We start from the raw sequence: 17,507 nt of genomic DNA, 5'->3' as shown, positions 1-17,507 counted from the left end.
TAGACACAAGGGATTTAAAATCCCTCGCTGAATAAGCGTGCCAGTTCAAGTCTGGCCTCGGGTACCATTATATGGTGTAAAAAAGCCTCAACGAAAGTTGAGGATTTTTTGCGTCTAGACCGGTAGTAAAGCTCTGAGATTTAAAATCCCTCGCGCTCTTGTTGAAAAGAAGGCGTGCCACTTTGGTTTAAAAAGAGTAGTCTGGCCTCGGGTACCATTTTTAACTCTGTTAAGAGTGGTGTATCAAAGCCTCAACGAAAGTTGGGGCTTTTTTGGGATTTAGCCTGATTGCTCTGAGATCAACAAGCCCTCACATGTTTTCAAAATAGTACGTGCAGTGACTAACCATTATCGCTATCAATCAATTCGATTAATAGTTGTCCCAGTGTCTCTATGCCTTGTTGCATTTGCTCATCCCAAGGCAGGGCAAAGGTAATTCTGAAATAATTGTCATAGCGTTCATCAAATGAAAACATTGCTCCGGGGGCTATGGATATGCCGTTTGCTATGGTTCTGTCCCATAAAGTCTTACTTGAGATATGCTCGGGTAATTTAAACCATAGGCATGGCCCACCAGTTATTTCGCTGCACTGCAGACCATTTGGTGCGAGGCGGTTGAGGGTTGGGGATAAGATGTCGAGGCTGCGGTTAAGGTTGACCTGCATTTGCGCGCGTAGCCTATCGCAATGTTTATGGTACTGCTTGTTGTCAAACAAAGTATTGAGCATCTGCTGCAAAGCGATACTTGGCTCTTCACAGATGGTTTGTTTGGTTAACTGGCATTCCTGAAAAACGTTGATGGCGACGAGGTAACCTAGGCTGAAACTTGGGCTTAAGGTGTCATAAAAATCCCCTATGCTTATCACCTTGTAGCTTGGGTAAGATTTCGCTAGTAATGCCAATGATATCGGTCTCTGGCTACCAAAATATAACTCACCTCTGTCGTACTCTATTAAAGTCACCTGTCGCGCTTTTGCCCAAGCTAGTAGCGCTAGCTTATCCTGTGTGCTAAGCACACGGCCATTGGGGTCGGCAAAGTTAGGATTTACCAGATAAACGTTAAAAGCCTGCTTGTCGTGCACAGCACTTAGCAGGGCAATTTCATCTTGATATTTGGCTTGCATTGGCACTTCTATTACTTCTGCATTGACTGCTTTGAGTGTCGCTTGCAAATAGTATGAAATGGGCGATTCTACTGCTATTGGCTGGCTAAGTGCATTTGTCGACATTAAGGCAACCAGTAAACTATCTTTTCTGCCATGGGTGATCAAAATATCGTTACTGGATAGTCCACTTTGCTTATGCCTTGGTAGTGTTTGATTAGATAGCATTTGGCTTGGCTGTAAATGGTGCGATGCAAACGACAAGTGTTTCGCTAGGTTTGCTCTAAGGGCTGGTAAGCCCTCTACTGGATCATCCATCAGCATTTTATAGGGGCGCGTTGCTAGCGCTTTGCGGTGCAATTTATTTAAAAGTAATTCGTTGTCCAGTACCGAGCTGGGCGCAGTGCACGAAAGTGGTAGTAGATTAGGGTCATTCAGTGAGTATTGTACCGCCATATCAAGTGCCTGGCCTGCCTTTACTCGGTTAATCGACTGACCATGGTCGATAAGCGGCTTTGACGCCACTTTAGCGACAAAATACCCTTGCTTGGGCTTGGCGATGACATTGCCTAAGCGCTCTAATTCTTGATACGCCTGAACCACGGTTGAAACTCCTAGCTGGTATTGCTTTGCTGCTTGTCTTACTGAGGGGAGTTTGTCGTGCAGCGCTCCTGAATCGATCTGCTCGCAAATAGTTTGAACTAGTTTGCGGTACTTAAAACTTGTCATGGCATTAATCTGTATTGGTTTATTTTTGTTGAAACTGTATCTGTTTTGTTTTTAAGCTGTCAATTATGCTGAGTTGTAGATGAATGCTGGCCGGTGACATCAATAAACAAAAAAGTTAATAACAGGAAAAGATGAGGTAGCACGTGATTTAGCTCAAGAACTAGCTCAAGAACTTGCTAGATGCAGATAGTAACTGCTTACTTTTAGCTTACAAGCTGGTGGAGTTAAGTTGTATATAGTTGCTGAGCGTGGTCGAGAGTAGCTAACTAATGCCTAGGGCCTGTTGATCTTTGCTGATTAGAATTTGTTCGAATTAAAAGCACTTTAATCGCGACGCGAGCGATGACGTCTAGTCACCTAAACAAATTCGCTCGCAACAAAGAGTAAAGTGCTTTTAAACGAACCTTTCAGGCAGCGCTTGTTGTCATTTCTACTGCGTTAACGACTTATCATGTGGAACAACCACACATCAAAGTCGTTGCCTTGTATAAATTTTCAATAAGCAGCTGCAAAAATAATCTTGAAAGATCAACAGGCCCTAGTAACAGCCTCATTAAATCCTTGTTGAATCTTCACACATGGAGCAAGCAATGAAAATAATTACTGAAACTCCAAGGTTGATAATTAGGGAATTTAACCTTGATGATGCCCAAGCAGTATATGACTTTAATGAGCCAGTTGAGGTAAACCGATATACGGGCGATGCCGGCATGTGTACCAGTCTCGCGGATGCGAGAAATATCATTACTGATATTTGGCTTAAAGAGTATGCAGAGCATGGCTTTGCCCGCTGGGCGGTGGTGTACAAAGAGACCAATCAAGTCATTGGCTTTTGTGGCTTCAAGCAAGAGACGCGCTTTGACGGTGTTGATATTGGCTATCGGCTTCACCCAGATTATTGGGGCAAAGGCATTGCCACTGAGGCGAATCAGGCTTGTATTGATTATGCCAAAGCGCATATGCCGCTTGATGAAGTCTTTGGCGATGTGATACCTGAAAACCTAGGTTCGGTTAATGTGCTAAAGAAGTTAGGGCTTACTTACCTTACCAATTACTATGAAGATGGACTCAAGGTCGATAGATATCGTATTTCACTGAACGATATTTAATAGATTATCGCCGCGGTAAATTATAAATTGACTGCCACAGGTAGCTATTTTTAAGCATGTAAAAAGGCTACCTAGGTAGCCTTTTTTGTTTATTTAACCTTAATTATTGATACTCGCCTATGAGCTTCAAGAGCGCTGGAAGGTGTTGTTTATCCAGCTTGGCAATTTCAGCTTGCTCAGCCAGAACTTGATGCAAAATCTCCTGACTCGTTAAGGGATTTGCTAACACAACCCTAAATACCGTAGTGACTTGCCTATGATACTTAGCGGGCTTAATGCGAGTACGCGATACAAACGATTTACCTTGTTCGCGCTGGTGCTTTTGAATAAAGCGAGTGAGTAGGTCAAGCTTATGATTAATTTGCTCAACCATTTGTGTATCACCGCGCTCGATAGCGAGTGCCAATTTTGGTTGGATGCTAGCTGGCACGTAACGATAAGTGAGCAAGCATAGCTCTGGTTTAGTTACTAATTCAAAATCAGGATTAGTCTCAATAAGCTCGGCAAAATAACGCGCTTTCTCGAGACTGTTATCGATTAAAATCTCGTAACCGTCACGACCAATAATTTGCAGGCAAGCGTGTACTAGCATCGCCATGCCTGGGCGTGAGCCTTCAAGTGTTTGGCTACCAAGATCTTTAGAGCCAACACGAAGAATATACTCGGCATGATGCACAATAGATTGCGCTAGTTCTGGGTCTTTAAATAGCACCATACCTGCGCCCATTGGCACGTACATTTGCTTGTGGGCATCAATGGTGACTGAATCAGCAAGTTCAATACCCGCAAGTAAGTGTCGATATTTATTTGATAGTAGACTCGCGCCGCCCCAAGCTGCATCAACATGAAAGTGGCAATCAATTTCTTGTGCAAGCTGTGCAAGTTGGGCTAGTGGGTCGACATTGCCTGTTTCTGTGGTACCAGCAACACCCACAATCGCCATAACGCGAGTATTGTTGGCCTTTAGCTCAGCGGCTTTTTGGCGCATTAATTCAACATCGACCTTGTTGTTGGCGTCAGTTGGAATACTAATGATGCTTTCGCGGCCAATACCAAGTAAATCAGCGGCTTTTCCAAGAGAATAGTGACCGCGCTCTGACACTAAAATCGCCACATCATCATAGCCATAATGCTTAAGTGCGCGATGTAAACCTTGTTGGTTAATTCCTTTAAAATCACCATCTGCTTTAAACAGGCGGTTGCGGGCTATCCACAACGCACTGATGTTAGCCACTGTGCCGCCCGAGCACATTGCACCAAGTGAATGATCGGCGCTATGCATCAGCTTATTATAAAAGCCTTGGTCATTTTGGTAAACCAAATGATGCATCATACCCAGTACTTGACGTTCAAGCGGGGTAAAGGCTTTTGAGGTTTCGATTTTTACCAGATTCTGGTTCAGACCGACCATCATCTTAGATAATGGCAGTACAAAATAAGGTAGCGCTGAAGTCATGTGACCGATAAAGCTTGGCGCTGCGGTATGAACCGAATGAGCCACCAAGTTTTGCATGATCTCATCGGTATAGTCGGAGACATACTTTGGCTTGCTTGGGATCTGGTGGGCAAGAAAATCTTGCTCAATGAGGCCAAGTGGCTTTTCTAGTGCAGCAATACTGTCACCTAGGAAGCCGGCTAAGTCTTCTGAAAGCTTTTTCTCAATAATACTGAGTGTTGAAGTTTCATCCTCAGGCACGGTAAAAATCCGTAGCAGGCTATCTTCAGAAGCTTGTGCTTGGCGTGAGTGTTTCAAGGTCATTGATTTGTTTTTGCCATAATTATTATATTTACGCCGTCGCTGTGTGCGTTCAATGACTAGCGCGGCGATCAAGCCTGCCACTTTACTTTAAGGACTCGCTAGCATCAAGTTTTTACCATGTGATGACAGGTATCACTCGCGCTAACACTTTTTACTGCCAAATCACGCACAATTGAGTTCGAGTTAACGAGATGAATTCTAGCCTTAATCATCAGTTTTGCTAGTTGTTGAAGGGTGGGGCGTTTTAATAAAAATTAAGGGCACTCATGAGTGCCCTTAAGGTTTTAGCGTCTTTGGTTGACTAGGATGCGCAGTTTAAGTGATGAAGGCTTTGCTTACACATTTAACTTCAGCGTAGCTGCGATGTTTGCTGAGGTTGTCACTAAGTTATGCTTAGCTTGGGCTAGCACTGTTTCTAATGGTGCAAGTTGATTCACTACCGCGAAAATAGCTTTAGCACCCTGGCTTTTTATCGCCTCGGCGTTATCGCCCAAACAGCCTGCGATGGCAATTGTCGGCACGTTTAGTTGATTAGCGACTTCGAGTACGCCCATTGGCGTTTTGCCATATACGGTTTGTCCATCCAGCCTACCTTCACCCGTGATAACTAAGTCAGCGCCTTTACAGTAGCTTGCTAAGTTAACGGTTTGGGTAACGATTTTAACCCCAGGGCTTAAGGTGCCGTTTAGGTAACTCATCACCCCGTAACCCATACCGCCTGCCGCGCCGCTACCCGCAAGGCTTGCGACATCCTGTTGCTGATTTAGGTGCGCAGCTGTAACACGAGCAAAGTTAGCAAGTGCGGCATCTAGTTGCTCTACCATCAACTCAGTTGCGCCTTTTTGTGGGCCAAAGACTGCAGATGCACCGCGCTCGCCACATAATGGATTATCGACGTCACAGGCAACTAAAAACTGGCAATTATCTATGCCTGGGTGCAAGTTGCTGGTATCAATCGAGGAGATGTTTCTAAGCACTAAACCGCCTTGAGCGACGACTTGATCATTGGCATCGAAAAACTTTGCACCTAGCGCTTGCAGCATCCCCACGCCAGCATCGTTAGTGGCACTGCCACCTAACCCAAGAATGATTTTGGTCACGCCATTGTCAAGCGCATGTTTGATCAGTTCCCCTGTGCCAAAGCTGGTGGTCACCAGAGGATTTCTTAGCTCAGGCTGTACGTGATGCAACCCTGATGCAGCCGCCATTTCGATAACAGCGGTTTTTTCATCATTTACGCCAGCTTCATCGCAGATTAAGCCATAGAAAGCTTCGACGTTATCGCCTAATGGACCACTTACATTCACCTTAATGATTGAACCTTGGGTAGCATCAACCATGGCTTGTACTGTTCCTTCACCACCGTCAGCCATGGGTACTTTGATGTATTGCGCGTCGGGCAACTCTTGCTTAAAGCCTTGCTCGATGGCCTCTGCCACCTCTAATGCAGTTAGGCTTTCTTTGAAAGAGTCTGGGGCAATAACAATTTTCATGATTGATGCAACTCCGAATTAAAGTAGAACTAGGCTTAAAATGTAAACCAGTGTCATTGCACTTAAGCCTTGCACCAGTGTTGCCATGGTTTGTGCGCGATACGCTTGCTGAACGCTCATGCGGCTAAATTGAGTGACCACCCAGAAGAAGCTGTCGTTAGCATGAGAAACCGTCATCGCACCGGCACCAATCGCCATTACCGTCAATACGCGGCCCATGTCACTTGCTAGGCCAATATCGCCTAATAATGGTGCAACGAGTGCAGAGGTTGCTACAAGTGCAACCGTTGACGAACCTTGTGCTGATTTAAGCGCAGCTGCCACGATAAATGGCATAAAGATACCAATACCCAGCGCTGACAGGCTCTCGCCAAGGTAGTGGCCAATTTCAGTCGCTTTTAGAATGGCGCCAAATGCTCCGCCAGCACCAGTAATTAGCAAGATAGGTGCCGCAACAACTAGGCCTTGGCTAATACGCTCACCAAACTCTTTGATTTTGTCGTCTGACTTTAACAGGCTAATTGATAGGAACAGGCCGATCATCAAGGCGTTCACTGGCTGACCAAGGAAACTAAATATCTCGAATAAGCTACCATCACCAAAAGGTGCAGAAGGGAACTTAGCAATCGATGCTAGGCAAATGAGTAAAATTGGTACAAAGATAGGCGCAAAGGCTTTGAGCGCTGATGGCAGTTCACCATAGCTGTCTTTTAGCTTTTGGTAGTCTTCTTGTACTTGTAGCTCTTCACTGCCTTCACCATCTGGTTGTTCATTTTTAAAGCGGTTAGCCCAAAGCATACCAGCAAAGGCTGCCGTGGCAGCAACAAACACACCAACAGCAATAACAGTACCAAGCTGCGACTCAAGTCCTAGGTTACCTGCTGCGGCAATAGGGCCCGGCGTTGGCGGCACAAATGTGTGGGTAGCATATAAACCTGTGGCTAGTGCGACACTCATTGACACGCTAGATACACGCATACGGTTTGCCATAGATTGCTTAAGCGAGTTTAAGATGACAAAACCCGAGTCACAAAATACAGGGATTGACACGATATAACCAATGATTGACATGGTTAGCGTTGGAAAGCGCTTGCCAAGCAGTTTGATGACTACATCGGCCATGGTAATCGCGGCGCCACTTTTCTCTAATATGGTACCTATGATTGTACCGAGTACTATGACTAAACCAATGTAGCCAAGGATACCACCAAAGCCAGAAGTGATAGTTTTGGCGATGTCGGCGCTTGGTAAGCCATAGGCGAAAGCGGCAAGGAAAGAGGCGAGGATAAGGGTTAAAAACGGATGAAGCTTGAATTTTGCAGTTGCGATTACGATGAAGGCAATCACTGCAATCAGGATCAATAGCATGCTCATGGGCGGTCTCGTATTATTATTTGGTCTTTTGTTAGTGCAATCTTTTTAGTAGTTGCAACAAACTACACGGCTCCTGCCAACGCAGTTTGCTGGTAACGGTATTATCGACTAATTCCAAGATGTGAACTTTGTGCGAGTGAATAATTTTGTCGTTGGGTGAAGAGCATCTTTTGTGCATATGCACATGACAAGGTGCGCGACTTCACACTTAGGGCTTTACCCCCCTATTTAGGTGAGTTTTAAGCTGCAATTATTTGAGAATTAAAAAGAGAAGTTAGTGCGAGATCAAACTACCCAGATACAGGCTGAGTAAACCGTCAAAACTATTAATGTCTGTGTTGGTTAGCGTTGAAATTTTATCGAGTCGATAGCGCAGGGTATTACGGTGAATATATAAACTTTCGGCGCAGCTTTTTAAGTCATCTAGGTTATTAATATAAGCGTGGAAGGTTTTTACCAATTGCCCGTCTTTATCGTTTGTTTGCAGTTTTTGAAATGGACCAGACAAAGCTTCGCCGCGCCAATGATGTTTTAGCCCAGATAGCAGTACCTGCAAGCTGTAATCTTCAAACAAGTACTTGGTCATTTGTGGGTGCAGTTTTTTACCAAGTTGCAAGGTTTCCCTCGCGGTGCGATAAGACTTAGCAATCGATAGTTCATCGTCAAAGTAATGGCCAAGGGCGATATTGAGTTTTAGCTGCATGTTACTAGGAATACGCTTTAGCAGTTTATCGATACGTACACTTTCAAGCTCCGGGTTCCAGCTTTCACCGTCAAGAAATGCCGGTTTTAAAATCACCAGTTGGCTTAGTGAGGTCATGGCAATCAAGTTACCGCGATTGGGGTTTTGCAGTAAATAGACAATCTGTTTTAAAGCGCGGTTATCTTGCAGGTGTTTCGAATCCACTGATTCAACTTCGATAATAGCTGCAACTCTTGGCATTGAAAGATCTACACCTAATTGAATCGCCCATTGTCTGAGCGACGGAACGTCATGCTCTTTGGCCTTAATAAGCTGCAGAATAAATTCTTCTTGCTGGCGGTGCTGCCATTGAGTATTCGCTTGATGGTTTGCTTGCTCAAATATCACCTCGGCAGTCATTCTTAGCATCTCGCCGTAGTGGCGGGTGTTAGCTGGTTCGCCCGTTATGCCGATGACGCCAATAATTCGCCCGCGATAGTGCAGAGGCAGGTTTACGCCGGGTTTGACACCTTGCAAGCTATGACTGCTACCTGTGGTAATTTCTACATTGCGGTTTTGGCTAATTGCCAGCAAAGCGCCTTCATGAGTCTCACCTAACCGTTGTTTATCCCCTGAGCCAATAATGACGCCGCTTGCATTCATCACATTGATATTAAATTCAATGATATGTCGAGTACGCTCTACAATAGCGTTGGCTGTGATAGCGTCAATTTCAAACATAGTGTCGACTTTAAATAGGGCTTAGAGATTGCCTATCTTAATCGAAATCAGCATCGAGCGATAAGGGTATGTTGACTTGTCTGATTTACTTTGAAGTAAGTATACGTTTCAGCAAGGTTTGTAAGCTAAAGGAAGAGTGTGGGCGAATGTATATCTAAAGGTAAGCAAAAAATAAAGGGCAAATTCCATCTGCCCAAATTCATCACAAGATAATTCACCTGTTAATAATATGTTAAACAAGTGTTTAATTCAAGTAAAAAGCCGGCTTAAGTGCCGGCTTTGTGATCTAGACAGTATGAAAACTAAGAGTGAGCTAGAGCTGGTAACTCATGCTCAACATTACCATGTGAGCGTTGTAATCATGTTTATTGCTGCCTAAGGTCAACACATTGTCTATACGACTTGGGTTGATGCTATTGGCTGGGTCATTATCTAAGTAGTCTTCCATAATGTAGTCAAAGCGTAAGCCGAGTTTATCAGTCGCCTGATATGTGGCATAAGCATTGATGTTATGGATTTCAGCAAAGTAATTGCCATAGTCACCAGTGATCCCTTGCGTTACCTGGGTATTACTGTCAGAGCGCGAGTAGGTGTAGTCGATACCTAGGCGTAACTTGCTGTCCATTAGGTTGTCGTACATTAAGCCTACGCCACCAACATTGACCTTATCTTCAACATCTGAGGTCCAGTTAGCTGTGATGCCATTTGAGCTGCCAGCTTGAGCCGAATCAATCGTTTGGTAGCTATAGAAAGCGTTAACTGACACGTCTTTATTGATGGCATAGTGCGCGTTGATGTCGTAACTGGTGTCTTTCGACTCAGTTAAGCCCACTTCAGTGTTGTGGTAGTCATCATTGGCATAGCGTACACCGAAATCAATGTTGAGTGATTCGATTGGACTATGGTTAAAGCGTGCCTCAACTTGAGTACGCTTGCGGTCGGCTAGGTAGTATTTTCTTAGCAGCTCATTTTGCTCAGAAGAAGACCATTTTGACGCTTGATACTCAGAACCGTCACGTTGACCATAATCCGCTTTTAACCACATATCCCACTTTTCAAAGGTGTTAACGCGGATACGAGCCCAAACATTGTTTTCGTCAGTTTTCTCACGGTCTTGGTAGTTGCGCTCGTCACGTTTAAAGTCATAGCCACCGTCAAGCTTGATATCGCGAGTGATTCGATAGTTGGCTGCCAGTTTAAATCTATGATTAGTGTAATCGTAAGATGGATTATACGCAGTCACACCTGTGACATTATCAACACTGACCTGAGTCCAAGGACGAATTTGGCTGTTGTTGGCGCGATCGTTGTAGTCGTAGCTTGCGGTGACACGCAGGTCACGGTTGACTCTGTGGTTGCCTTTAAGGTTTAAGCCTACTAGATCAACCGTGGCGTCGAGTGACTCAGTTGGTAGCTCATAGCCATAACCAATAGTACTGAACTCTTGGTCTTGGCTCATTTTACCCATCATAATGCGACCGTTAAGTACGGTAGCATCAAGCTTATACATACCCGCTAGGGAAATGGTATGGGCTTCGTTATCTGGATCTAATGACAATACGCCGTGAGTTTGTGCACCAAAGGTTGGGCTAAATGCGCTTTCAAATATGACTTCATTGTAGCGGTTTTTAAACACTGAACCATTGTAGTTTAAACTCGCGAACCAGTTATCACCGCCCATCTTAACGCCTGCATCAAGCGTATCAGTGGTGTAATCGACAGGCTCAGCAATCATCATAGAACGGTCGTGAATGCTACCTGAAGCTTGTTTTGTCCCGGTTTTTTCTTCGCGCTGGAAGTCAACGAAGGTCGTTAAATTAGACTCAGTTTGATATTCAAAACCAAGGCCAGCACGTTGACGTTCTTGTTTTAGCTCTATGGTTTGTAGGCTATTTTCAAGCTCAGTCATACCACCAGTTGTACCAGCGTGTACCCAATTGTCAGGCAAAGTAAGGTTATTACCTCCAATACCTGAATAAGGCGAAGTTGCTGTATTTGACTTATAGTGTGCGATGCTACGGTAGTTAAAATTGATGTTGTAAGTACCAGCCTTACCGACATTCAACTCCATACGACCATTGTCTTTACCTAGGTTGTCAGCTTTTAAGTCCGCTTTATAACCGGTTTCGCCTGTATAGCGAATATCTGCATCGACTTTGCCTGCATATTCTTCGCTACTTCCAAATGCGTTGGCAGACTTTAAGTCGCTTTCACTATTGTAACCAACGCCTGCACCTACGCTGCCAGTGTAACCTGTTTCAACGGTGCAACCTTTACACTTCCATTTGTCGAATTTCACTTTGTCAGTGTTGGCGTTAGCGATGTCATAGCCGCCTGCCATGGCTGCAAAGCTAGTGTTGGCAAGTAGGGCTAGGGTAATTAGATTTAGTTTTGTTTTCATAAACTTGTCTCCTAGCGCTGCAGTAACTTGCCAGACGGGTGGTTAGAGCCATGAACCTGGTTGTGACAGTTCAGACAGCTTCTTCCGCCAGTGTAGGCATTGTCGTTAACGTTTGAGCCTTGGCCAGTATTACCAAAGTATGGGTTGCGAGCGTGACCACTAGTGTGACATTGCTGACACAATTGAGGTGCACGGGTTTTCACCATACCTTCATTGACACTGCCGTGAGGATTATGACAAGTCACACAGTTTTCAGTCACAGGCGCGTGTTCCCAAAGTTTTGGACCACGTTTTTCCGCGTGACATGAGTAGCAGGTTTCGTTGATGCTTGGTTTAACAAGATCTGAATCGCTTAGGCTACCGTGTGGGTTGTGACAGTCGCTACAAGTCATTTGGTTCCACTTAAGTGGGTGACTTGAGCGTTTGTTCATATCAGCTTTTGCCTTAGTGTGACAGCTAGTACAAACTTGGTTTTCAGTCTTTTTATCCAAAATTGGATCAGCCGGTGTATGAACGCTGTGACAAGAGGCACATGCTACATCAGCATTATCATGATGACTGCTATCCCAGTTCATACGTTTGTCATCGGTGTGACAGCTCATACAAACACTGTTTTGCTTTTCAGCACTTAAGGTTGAATCTTTACCAAAGGTAATCATTGGTTCACGACCGCCACGGTTGTGGCTGCCTTGTGGGCCATGACAAGCTTCACACTGCAAACCTGCCATTGGACTTTTTGAAGACTCAATTTGACCGTGAACGCCTTTAAATAGGTCCATGACCTTTTCTGAGCGCTTGTGGCACATTAAACAAGAGTCAGCACCCTTTGAAGAATACTTACCTTCAGCAAATTTTGCATCTAGGGTTGCTTCAACCTCTTCCGGGGTCATTTTTTCATCCCACTTTGCTGCGCTGGCATTGAAACTTGCACTTGAAGCAAGTACGGCAACGGCGAGCAGGGCAGGGAAAACGCGTGTCAATTTATGTTTCATTTTCATAATTGTTTACCTAATTTGTCCGTGTAATTTAGGTAACTTTTGTAAGGAGAAGCATGGCTTCTCCTTAGTTACTACAAAGTTACGGCAAATTAAAATTGAATCGCGGTGTGATTCTCGATAGTAGGCTTATGACAACCTAAGCAGAACTCAAGTTGTGCTGCGTCATTAGCTTCTTGGTAGCCAGTATTAACTAGGCCGCCTTGGCTTTCTGCGTGAGCTTTAATCTCATCGAAGCCGTGACAAGAAGCACAGGTAGCTGTGATAGGCGTAGTGTACTGGCCTGCCGCTGTAGCTAGGGCGCCTTTTACCTTGAATGCGTCTAGGTTAAAGTCATTGTGACATTGAGCACAATCTTGAATGATTGCTTGTTCGCCGTGAACGCTATGAAGCTTCATTTCAATCGCGCCTTGGTTGCCACCAGATGCGTAAGTACCATCTGGCGTGTGGCATGATGCACAACCGTCAATACCGACAGTCATTACACCATCAACTTCACGGCCCAATTGCTCAGTCATGATAAAGCCTGCATGATAACCTTTATGTAGCTCGAAGGTTTCGCCATGACAGCCCTGACAGGTGTCGAAGTTAACTGAGTCAATATGACGGAAGCTTGGCTCTGCACCAGAATATGTACCGTGAGTTAGCTCAGCTTTCATGCTGCTGGTGGCAACACCTTCACCACAGTCAACGGCTTCGCCGCCTTCGTTACACATTTCAAGCCCAATAAAGCTAAAGGCGGTATCAGTATCGCCTGCGCCAAACGGTAGAGAATCGATAACGTAAGTTAGCTTACCATCAACAATCGTGACGTCAGCTTGCAGTTCACCAGATTTGACTAAATCTTTAGTGACTTTTTTGTAGCCTGTAACAGGGCTTGGGTTATAGCCCATGATAGGGAAGTTAGGACCAACGTTAGTGATAGTTTCTACGCGTTGTAGTTTGCTCACTAGGTTTGTCACATCAAGTGCTTGACCATTGGCATCTTGAATTGTTACCGACAGTGTTGCTGACATATCGTTGTCGTCAGCCTTATTAGCAACCAGTGTTGCGCTCATGCCGTACTGGTCAATAAAGTCTTTGGCATCAACAAACTTCTGGGTGTGAATTTCTTCAGTCCAGCTCGCGTTATGACATGCAACACAGTTAGAGTTGTCTTGTTGCTGTGAGTGACCTTTACCTGCCGCGAAGTCGATACCAGTATGACAACTTGTACAAGTTTCCATAGTTGGCATTTGCGTCCAGTTTTGCCATTCAGTTAGATTTTCGTCTTCAACGTGACATGCTTGGCAATTGTCTTGGATAAGGCTTTGTGCATGCGTACCGTTATATTCATTGCCATACTTGTCAGTAAAGGTTTTATTTGGGTTATGAATATTGTGGATTAAATGATTCCACTGGCTTTCCGTGCTTAGTGAGCTGCTATGGCAAGTTGCACAAGTTTCTTGTGTGTAGTAACTGCTATGGCGACGAGTTAGGGGCTCACTTTCAGTGTGACATGCAGTACATGTTTCGTGAGATACAATGTTCTTGGTGTATTTAGCGTCGTAACCTTGGCCGTCAAAATCTTCAACAATTTCACGGCGAGGTACAGACGTTTTACCGTCAGCTAAGGTTGAGTCTTTACCGCCAGCGTACACATTATAACGCTGGGTTAACTCGGCGTTGAAACCATCTGGTTCTACAGTAAAGGTATAGCTGCCATCTTTATGGTCTGTGTAGTTGTCGCTACCAGATGCACGTGCAGTACGTGTCCAGTATGCAGCGTTACCTGGCCCAGATGCGTGCGCTGGTGTCAGCTGAGCAACAACAATGCCTAAATCAACAAGGCCGATAACAGGCTTGTCTTCTTCATTGGTTGCAAACACTTCAATGGTAGGAATGCCATCTTGATAAGTGACTTTAGTGACATCAAGGTTAAGTACGTTGATGGCTTCGGCAGGTTCGCCGCCAGGCTTACCGTTTTCCCCGTCGTTACCATCACTACCACAACCGGCTAAGGTCATTGACGCTGCTGCGATTAACATCGCGATTTTTGTATATTGTGTCTTCATCATATTTTCCCTGCAAAAGGTAAAACATTGAGCTTACTGGCAGTATTTTCTGCAACGAGTACCGTAATCAGCGGTTATTTTGTAAAATTCAGTTAAGCTAATGCTGGAACAGATTCCTATTACTAAGACTACTGAATATCGTCAGATAAATCTTTAATCACTCATATAATGTGTGAAGCAGATCTGTCTAATTCTTTTTAGGTAGTTTTTACGCTAAATCTTTCTTATCTAACGAACTATAAAATACAGAGCCGCAATGAAGCGGCTCTGTATTATTTAGTCATTAAGACTTAGTGACCCCCCCAGTTTGAGTGGGCATTTAATATGTTGGTATCACTGTGACATGTAGAACAAGACTCTTGAACATTAAGAGCATCATACTCTGCTTTAGGAATGCCAAGTTGGTCCAATGTTCCAACTACGCCACCATTAGACTCAATATGGCTAATCGTACTTGAACTTAAACCATATGGTGGTACGTGACAGCTTACACAAGCGGCAGTTTGAGGTGATACAACAAGCAAGCCGTCGTCATCTTTACCAAATGCTACTGGTGCAGCGTCAGCGCTAATACTTCTGATAGAGAAGCCATCTTCACCATGACAAGCTTGACACTCCGTCTTCTTGAAGAACAACTCTCCACTTGAATCGTAAACATAGTGCTTAGAGTGAACTTTAGTCGCTAGATTGGACGCGTCATTACCTGACGTTGCACGGGTGCCGTTGTGACATGTTGCACAGCCATCAATGTCATTAGTGTAACGATGGGTGATTTGCGTTGTATGACACTGTTGACAATCAGCCATCTCAGCATGTTGCATTCTTGGAGACGCATCAACCGTAGTACCGTCTAGATTGAAATAGTAAGTATCGGATGTAACATAAGGAGCATCTTGGTTTAAGACGTCATACTTATGGGTACCATCACCTGGAGTCGGGGTGCCATTGTCGTCACCTGGCTCATAAGTACACTCAGTAACTTCACCACGATGCGAACATACATGAACTTGGCTACTTAACGTAATTGTAGAGCCAGCGTTAATTAGTGTTGCAATGTTGAATTCTGCTGCGCTAATTGTAGCAGTTATTGAGCCATCAGCTTGTTCAACGAACTTGTCGAAACCGACTTTTTGGTAGTTGACTAAGAAGTCATCAGTTAACACACCATTAATTAAAATTGCGCTGTTAAAGCCGCTATATTTATATGGACGAGAGTCGATTTCCTTAATAGAAACCACATTCTCGCCATTCATCACAGTGAAGTTAGCTTTGATATCTGATTTGTCTTCAGCCACCACCATAGAGTTGAACACAACTTTGATTTGGGTTGCTAGATTATTACTATTTTTGACATAGTGAGCATCCTCTGCACCACGAGCAAAGTCGCTGTGACATTCAAGACAATTGTCGCCTTGTTTATGTGACTTAGGAACACCAGCTGCTTCTGCCGCAGGGCTAGGTGAGTGACAGCTCCAACATGCTGTAGTATCCATGTCCGCTTTCCAGCTATCACTAAGATTTAGCTCTTCATTCGGGTTATGACATGTTTGACAGTTAGATGTCATTTGAGGGTAAACACCAGCATCGCTGTAGTTCGACACATTGTGAATATTGTGTGCCATCGCTTTGATAGAACCATCGAAGATATATGCATCGCCTAGAGGATTACCATCAGCATCTTTGTCTTGTTTGGTATAGCGGTTGTAATCAGTATGACAGAACGAGCATGCTTCTTCGGTCGTATGCTTGCTTCCATGGAATGCAAGTGCGCCATTTTGTCCATCTCTGTGACAGGTTTGACAATCTGAGTTAGCTAAAATTTGCAATGGCTTTTCTTCTACGGAGTCTGTAGCTGGAATCCAGTAGAAAAAGCTGTTGTCAACTAATGTTTGTTCTGCAACATTAGTTGTTTTAATTGACATGTAGACACCATTCGTCGTGTCTGCCATGTACTCATACTTGTCAAGGGTATCAATTGCCTTGTCAACTGTAATGGTATAAGTGCCATCTTTGTTATCTACAAAGCAATCAGTACATTCACTCGTGCTACCATTAAAGTAGCTAGAGCCAGTAAAATAACCATCACCCTTGTCTTTATTGTAATAGCTCAACCAAATTTGGCGCTCAACACTAGGGTTTACGATTTCGTCTTCACCTAGCTCGGTAGCGTTGCCGACACGACCAAAAGAAATAGCTGCAACATCTTGTTGGGTTAATCCAAATAGTGCTGCGCCGTTTGCATCGGCTAATCTAAATGTGATGCTTAAATAGCTATTCTCATCAACACTTGCATTAGTAATTGTGCTTTTTATATACGTTGCATTCTCAACAGGAGAGCCTACTGGACCATCTTTCCCATCTTCTCCATCTTTACCGTCACTACCACAGCCCGTTAGTGCTACAGTCAAAAGACCTGCACTAAACAAGGCTTTTGTTGCTTTGTTTAATGTTAAATGTTTCATCATATTTTCCCTGCAATTTTTTAGTCATCACTCTAAAAAATAAAGTGTGCGGCTTAACACCGAACTTAATCTTATAAAACCTGTTGCATTAGATCAGTGAATGTAATCAATAGTTGTGACTAAGGTCGAACTATTCCTTTAGTAGTAGTTGCTTGTACGGTTATTTTGCTCAATTTTAGTACAGTTTTGACAATGTAAACAGTATGTAAGACTAAAGTGTAACGGTAAGAATTACGGGGTAAGTTGCTGATAAATAAAATTTTTAACATTCCCTCCGCTAAATTAGCTAAAAGTTTATTAGCTTGTGTTGTATTTTTGTGATCTTGATCGCTAGGTCAGAGATAAAATCAAAGAGATTTTGGGGTAAAAAACGTTTTTTTGAGGTGGCTTTATAGCCTTTTGGGTTGGAATGTCTTGCGGTATAGTCCGCTCAATATAATCTAGGTGCTAAGCCATATTAGGTAGCTTGAATACGTTTGGTTGAATTTTATAGCGATAAGAAAATACTGGTAGGTTAAAAATACAGGGTGATGTTGTGGCTATTAGCTCATTTGATATTCACTTGACTGGGAATTTGTAATAAATCTGATGATTGGGCTTGATTC

The 17,507-nt window shown here is 43.9% G+C and carries 10 protein-coding genes; 1 reads left to right on the top strand and 9 read right to left on the bottom strand.

Going from position 1 to position 17,507, the window contains the following annotated elements; translation table 11 throughout:
- Positions 1 to 341 precede the first annotated feature (341 nt).
- The gene (locus tag G3R49_RS14795) at positions 342 to 1,832 is read right to left on the bottom strand and encodes a PLP-dependent aminotransferase family protein (RefSeq protein WP_167870201.1); all 1,491 of its coding nucleotides are present in this window, start codon (positions 1,830 to 1,832) and stop codon (positions 342 to 344) included.
- 590 nt (positions 1,833 to 2,422) lie between these two features.
- On the opposite strand from G3R49_RS14795, the gene G3R49_RS14790 reads away from it, so the two are divergent.
- Positions 2,423 to 2,941 (top strand): GNAT family N-acetyltransferase, encoded by a 519-nt coding sequence (locus tag G3R49_RS14790; protein ID WP_130601913.1) that lies wholly within the window; start codon positions 2,423 to 2,425, stop codon positions 2,939 to 2,941.
- Positions 2,942 to 3,044: 103 nt separating this feature from the next.
- Here G3R49_RS14790 and panP read toward each other — a convergent pair whose 3' ends face one another.
- The 8 genes from panP to G3R49_RS14750 form a co-directional block, all read right to left on the bottom strand.
- Positions 3,045 to 4,700 (bottom strand): pyridoxal-dependent aspartate 1-decarboxylase PanP, encoded by a 1,656-nt coding sequence (gene panP / locus G3R49_RS14785; RefSeq protein WP_167870200.1) that lies wholly within the window; start codon positions 4,698 to 4,700, stop codon positions 3,045 to 3,047.
- A gap of 335 nt (positions 4,701 to 5,035) precedes the next feature.
- The gene (locus G3R49_RS14780) at positions 5,036 to 6,193 is read right to left on the bottom strand and encodes a glycerate kinase (RefSeq protein ID WP_167870199.1); all 1,158 of its coding nucleotides are present in this window, start codon (positions 6,191 to 6,193) and stop codon (positions 5,036 to 5,038) included.
- Between the two features lie 18 nt (positions 6,194 to 6,211).
- Positions 6,212 to 7,567, bottom strand: coding sequence for a GntP family permease (locus G3R49_RS14775; protein WP_130601919.1), 1,356 nt, complete (start codon positions 7,565 to 7,567; stop codon positions 6,212 to 6,214).
- Between the two features lie 274 nt (positions 7,568 to 7,841).
- Positions 7,842 to 8,990 carry a sugar diacid recognition domain-containing protein gene (locus tag G3R49_RS14770; RefSeq protein WP_167870198.1) on the bottom strand — a complete coding sequence of 383 codons (1,149 nt, stop codon included), beginning with the start codon at positions 8,988 to 8,990 and terminating at the stop codon, positions 7,842 to 7,844.
- A 313-nt stretch (positions 8,991 to 9,303) separates the two neighbouring features.
- Positions 9,304 to 11,391 (bottom strand): MtrB/PioB family decaheme-associated outer membrane protein, encoded by a 2,088-nt coding sequence (locus G3R49_RS14765; RefSeq protein ID WP_167870197.1) that lies wholly within the window; start codon positions 11,389 to 11,391, stop codon positions 9,304 to 9,306.
- 11 nt (positions 11,392 to 11,402) lie between these two features.
- Complete coding sequence (locus G3R49_RS14760; RefSeq protein WP_167870196.1) at positions 11,403 to 12,389, bottom strand: DmsE family decaheme c-type cytochrome; 987 nt, start codon at positions 12,387 to 12,389, stop codon at positions 11,403 to 11,405.
- Between the two features lie 89 nt (positions 12,390 to 12,478).
- Positions 12,479 to 14,443: an OmcA/MtrC family decaheme c-type cytochrome gene (locus G3R49_RS14755; protein ID WP_167870195.1), complete on the bottom strand. Its 1,965-nt coding sequence runs from the start codon at positions 14,441 to 14,443 to the stop codon at positions 12,479 to 12,481.
- 287 nt (positions 14,444 to 14,730) lie between these two features.
- The gene (locus G3R49_RS14750; RefSeq protein ID WP_167870194.1) at positions 14,731 to 16,902 is read right to left on the bottom strand and encodes an OmcA/MtrC family decaheme c-type cytochrome; all 2,172 of its coding nucleotides are present in this window, start codon (positions 16,900 to 16,902) and stop codon (positions 14,731 to 14,733) included.
- Positions 16,903 to 17,507 lie beyond the last annotated feature (605 nt).

This window comes from Shewanella sp. WXL01, from assembly GCF_012263345.1.
Taxonomy (GTDB): domain Bacteria; phylum Pseudomonadota; class Gammaproteobacteria; order Enterobacterales; family Shewanellaceae; genus Shewanella; species Shewanella maritima.
Note: the sequence above shows the minus strand (reverse complement) of the source record. Positions and strands in the feature narration are given on the sequence as shown.

What these genes read in the sequence shown, in the direction of transcription:
- G3R49_RS14795 (WP_167870201.1), bottom strand. Translation starts at nt 1,832, where the DNA reads ATGACAAGTTTTAAGTACCGCAAACTAGTTCAAACTATTTGCGAGCAG.
- G3R49_RS14790 (WP_130601913.1), top strand. Translation starts at nt 2,423, where the DNA reads ATGAAAATAATTACTGAAACTCCAAGGTTGATAATTAGGGAATTTAAC.
- panP (WP_167870200.1), bottom strand. Translation starts at nt 4,700, where the DNA reads ATGACCTTGAAACACTCACGCCAAGCACAAGCTTCTGAAGATAGCCTG.
- G3R49_RS14780 (WP_167870199.1), bottom strand. Translation starts at nt 6,193, where the DNA reads ATGAAAATTGTTATTGCCCCAGACTCTTTCAAAGAAAGCCTAACTGCA.
- G3R49_RS14775 (WP_130601919.1), bottom strand. Translation starts at nt 7,567, where the DNA reads ATGAGCATGCTATTGATCCTGATTGCAGTGATTGCCTTCATCGTAATC.
- G3R49_RS14770 (WP_167870198.1), bottom strand. Translation starts at nt 8,990, where the DNA reads ATGTTTGAAATTGACGCTATCACAGCCAACGCTATTGTAGAGCGTACT.
- G3R49_RS14765 (WP_167870197.1), bottom strand. Translation starts at nt 11,391, where the DNA reads ATGAAAACAAAACTAAATCTAATTACCCTAGCCCTACTTGCCAACACT.
- G3R49_RS14760 (WP_167870196.1), bottom strand. Translation starts at nt 12,389, where the DNA reads ATGAAAATGAAACATAAATTGACACGCGTTTTCCCTGCCCTGCTCGCC.
- G3R49_RS14755 (WP_167870195.1), bottom strand. Translation starts at nt 14,443, where the DNA reads ATGATGAAGACACAATATACAAAAATCGCGATGTTAATCGCAGCAGCG.
- G3R49_RS14750 (WP_167870194.1), bottom strand. Translation starts at nt 16,902, where the DNA reads ATGAAACATTTAACATTAAACAAAGCAACAAAAGCCTTGTTTAGTGCA.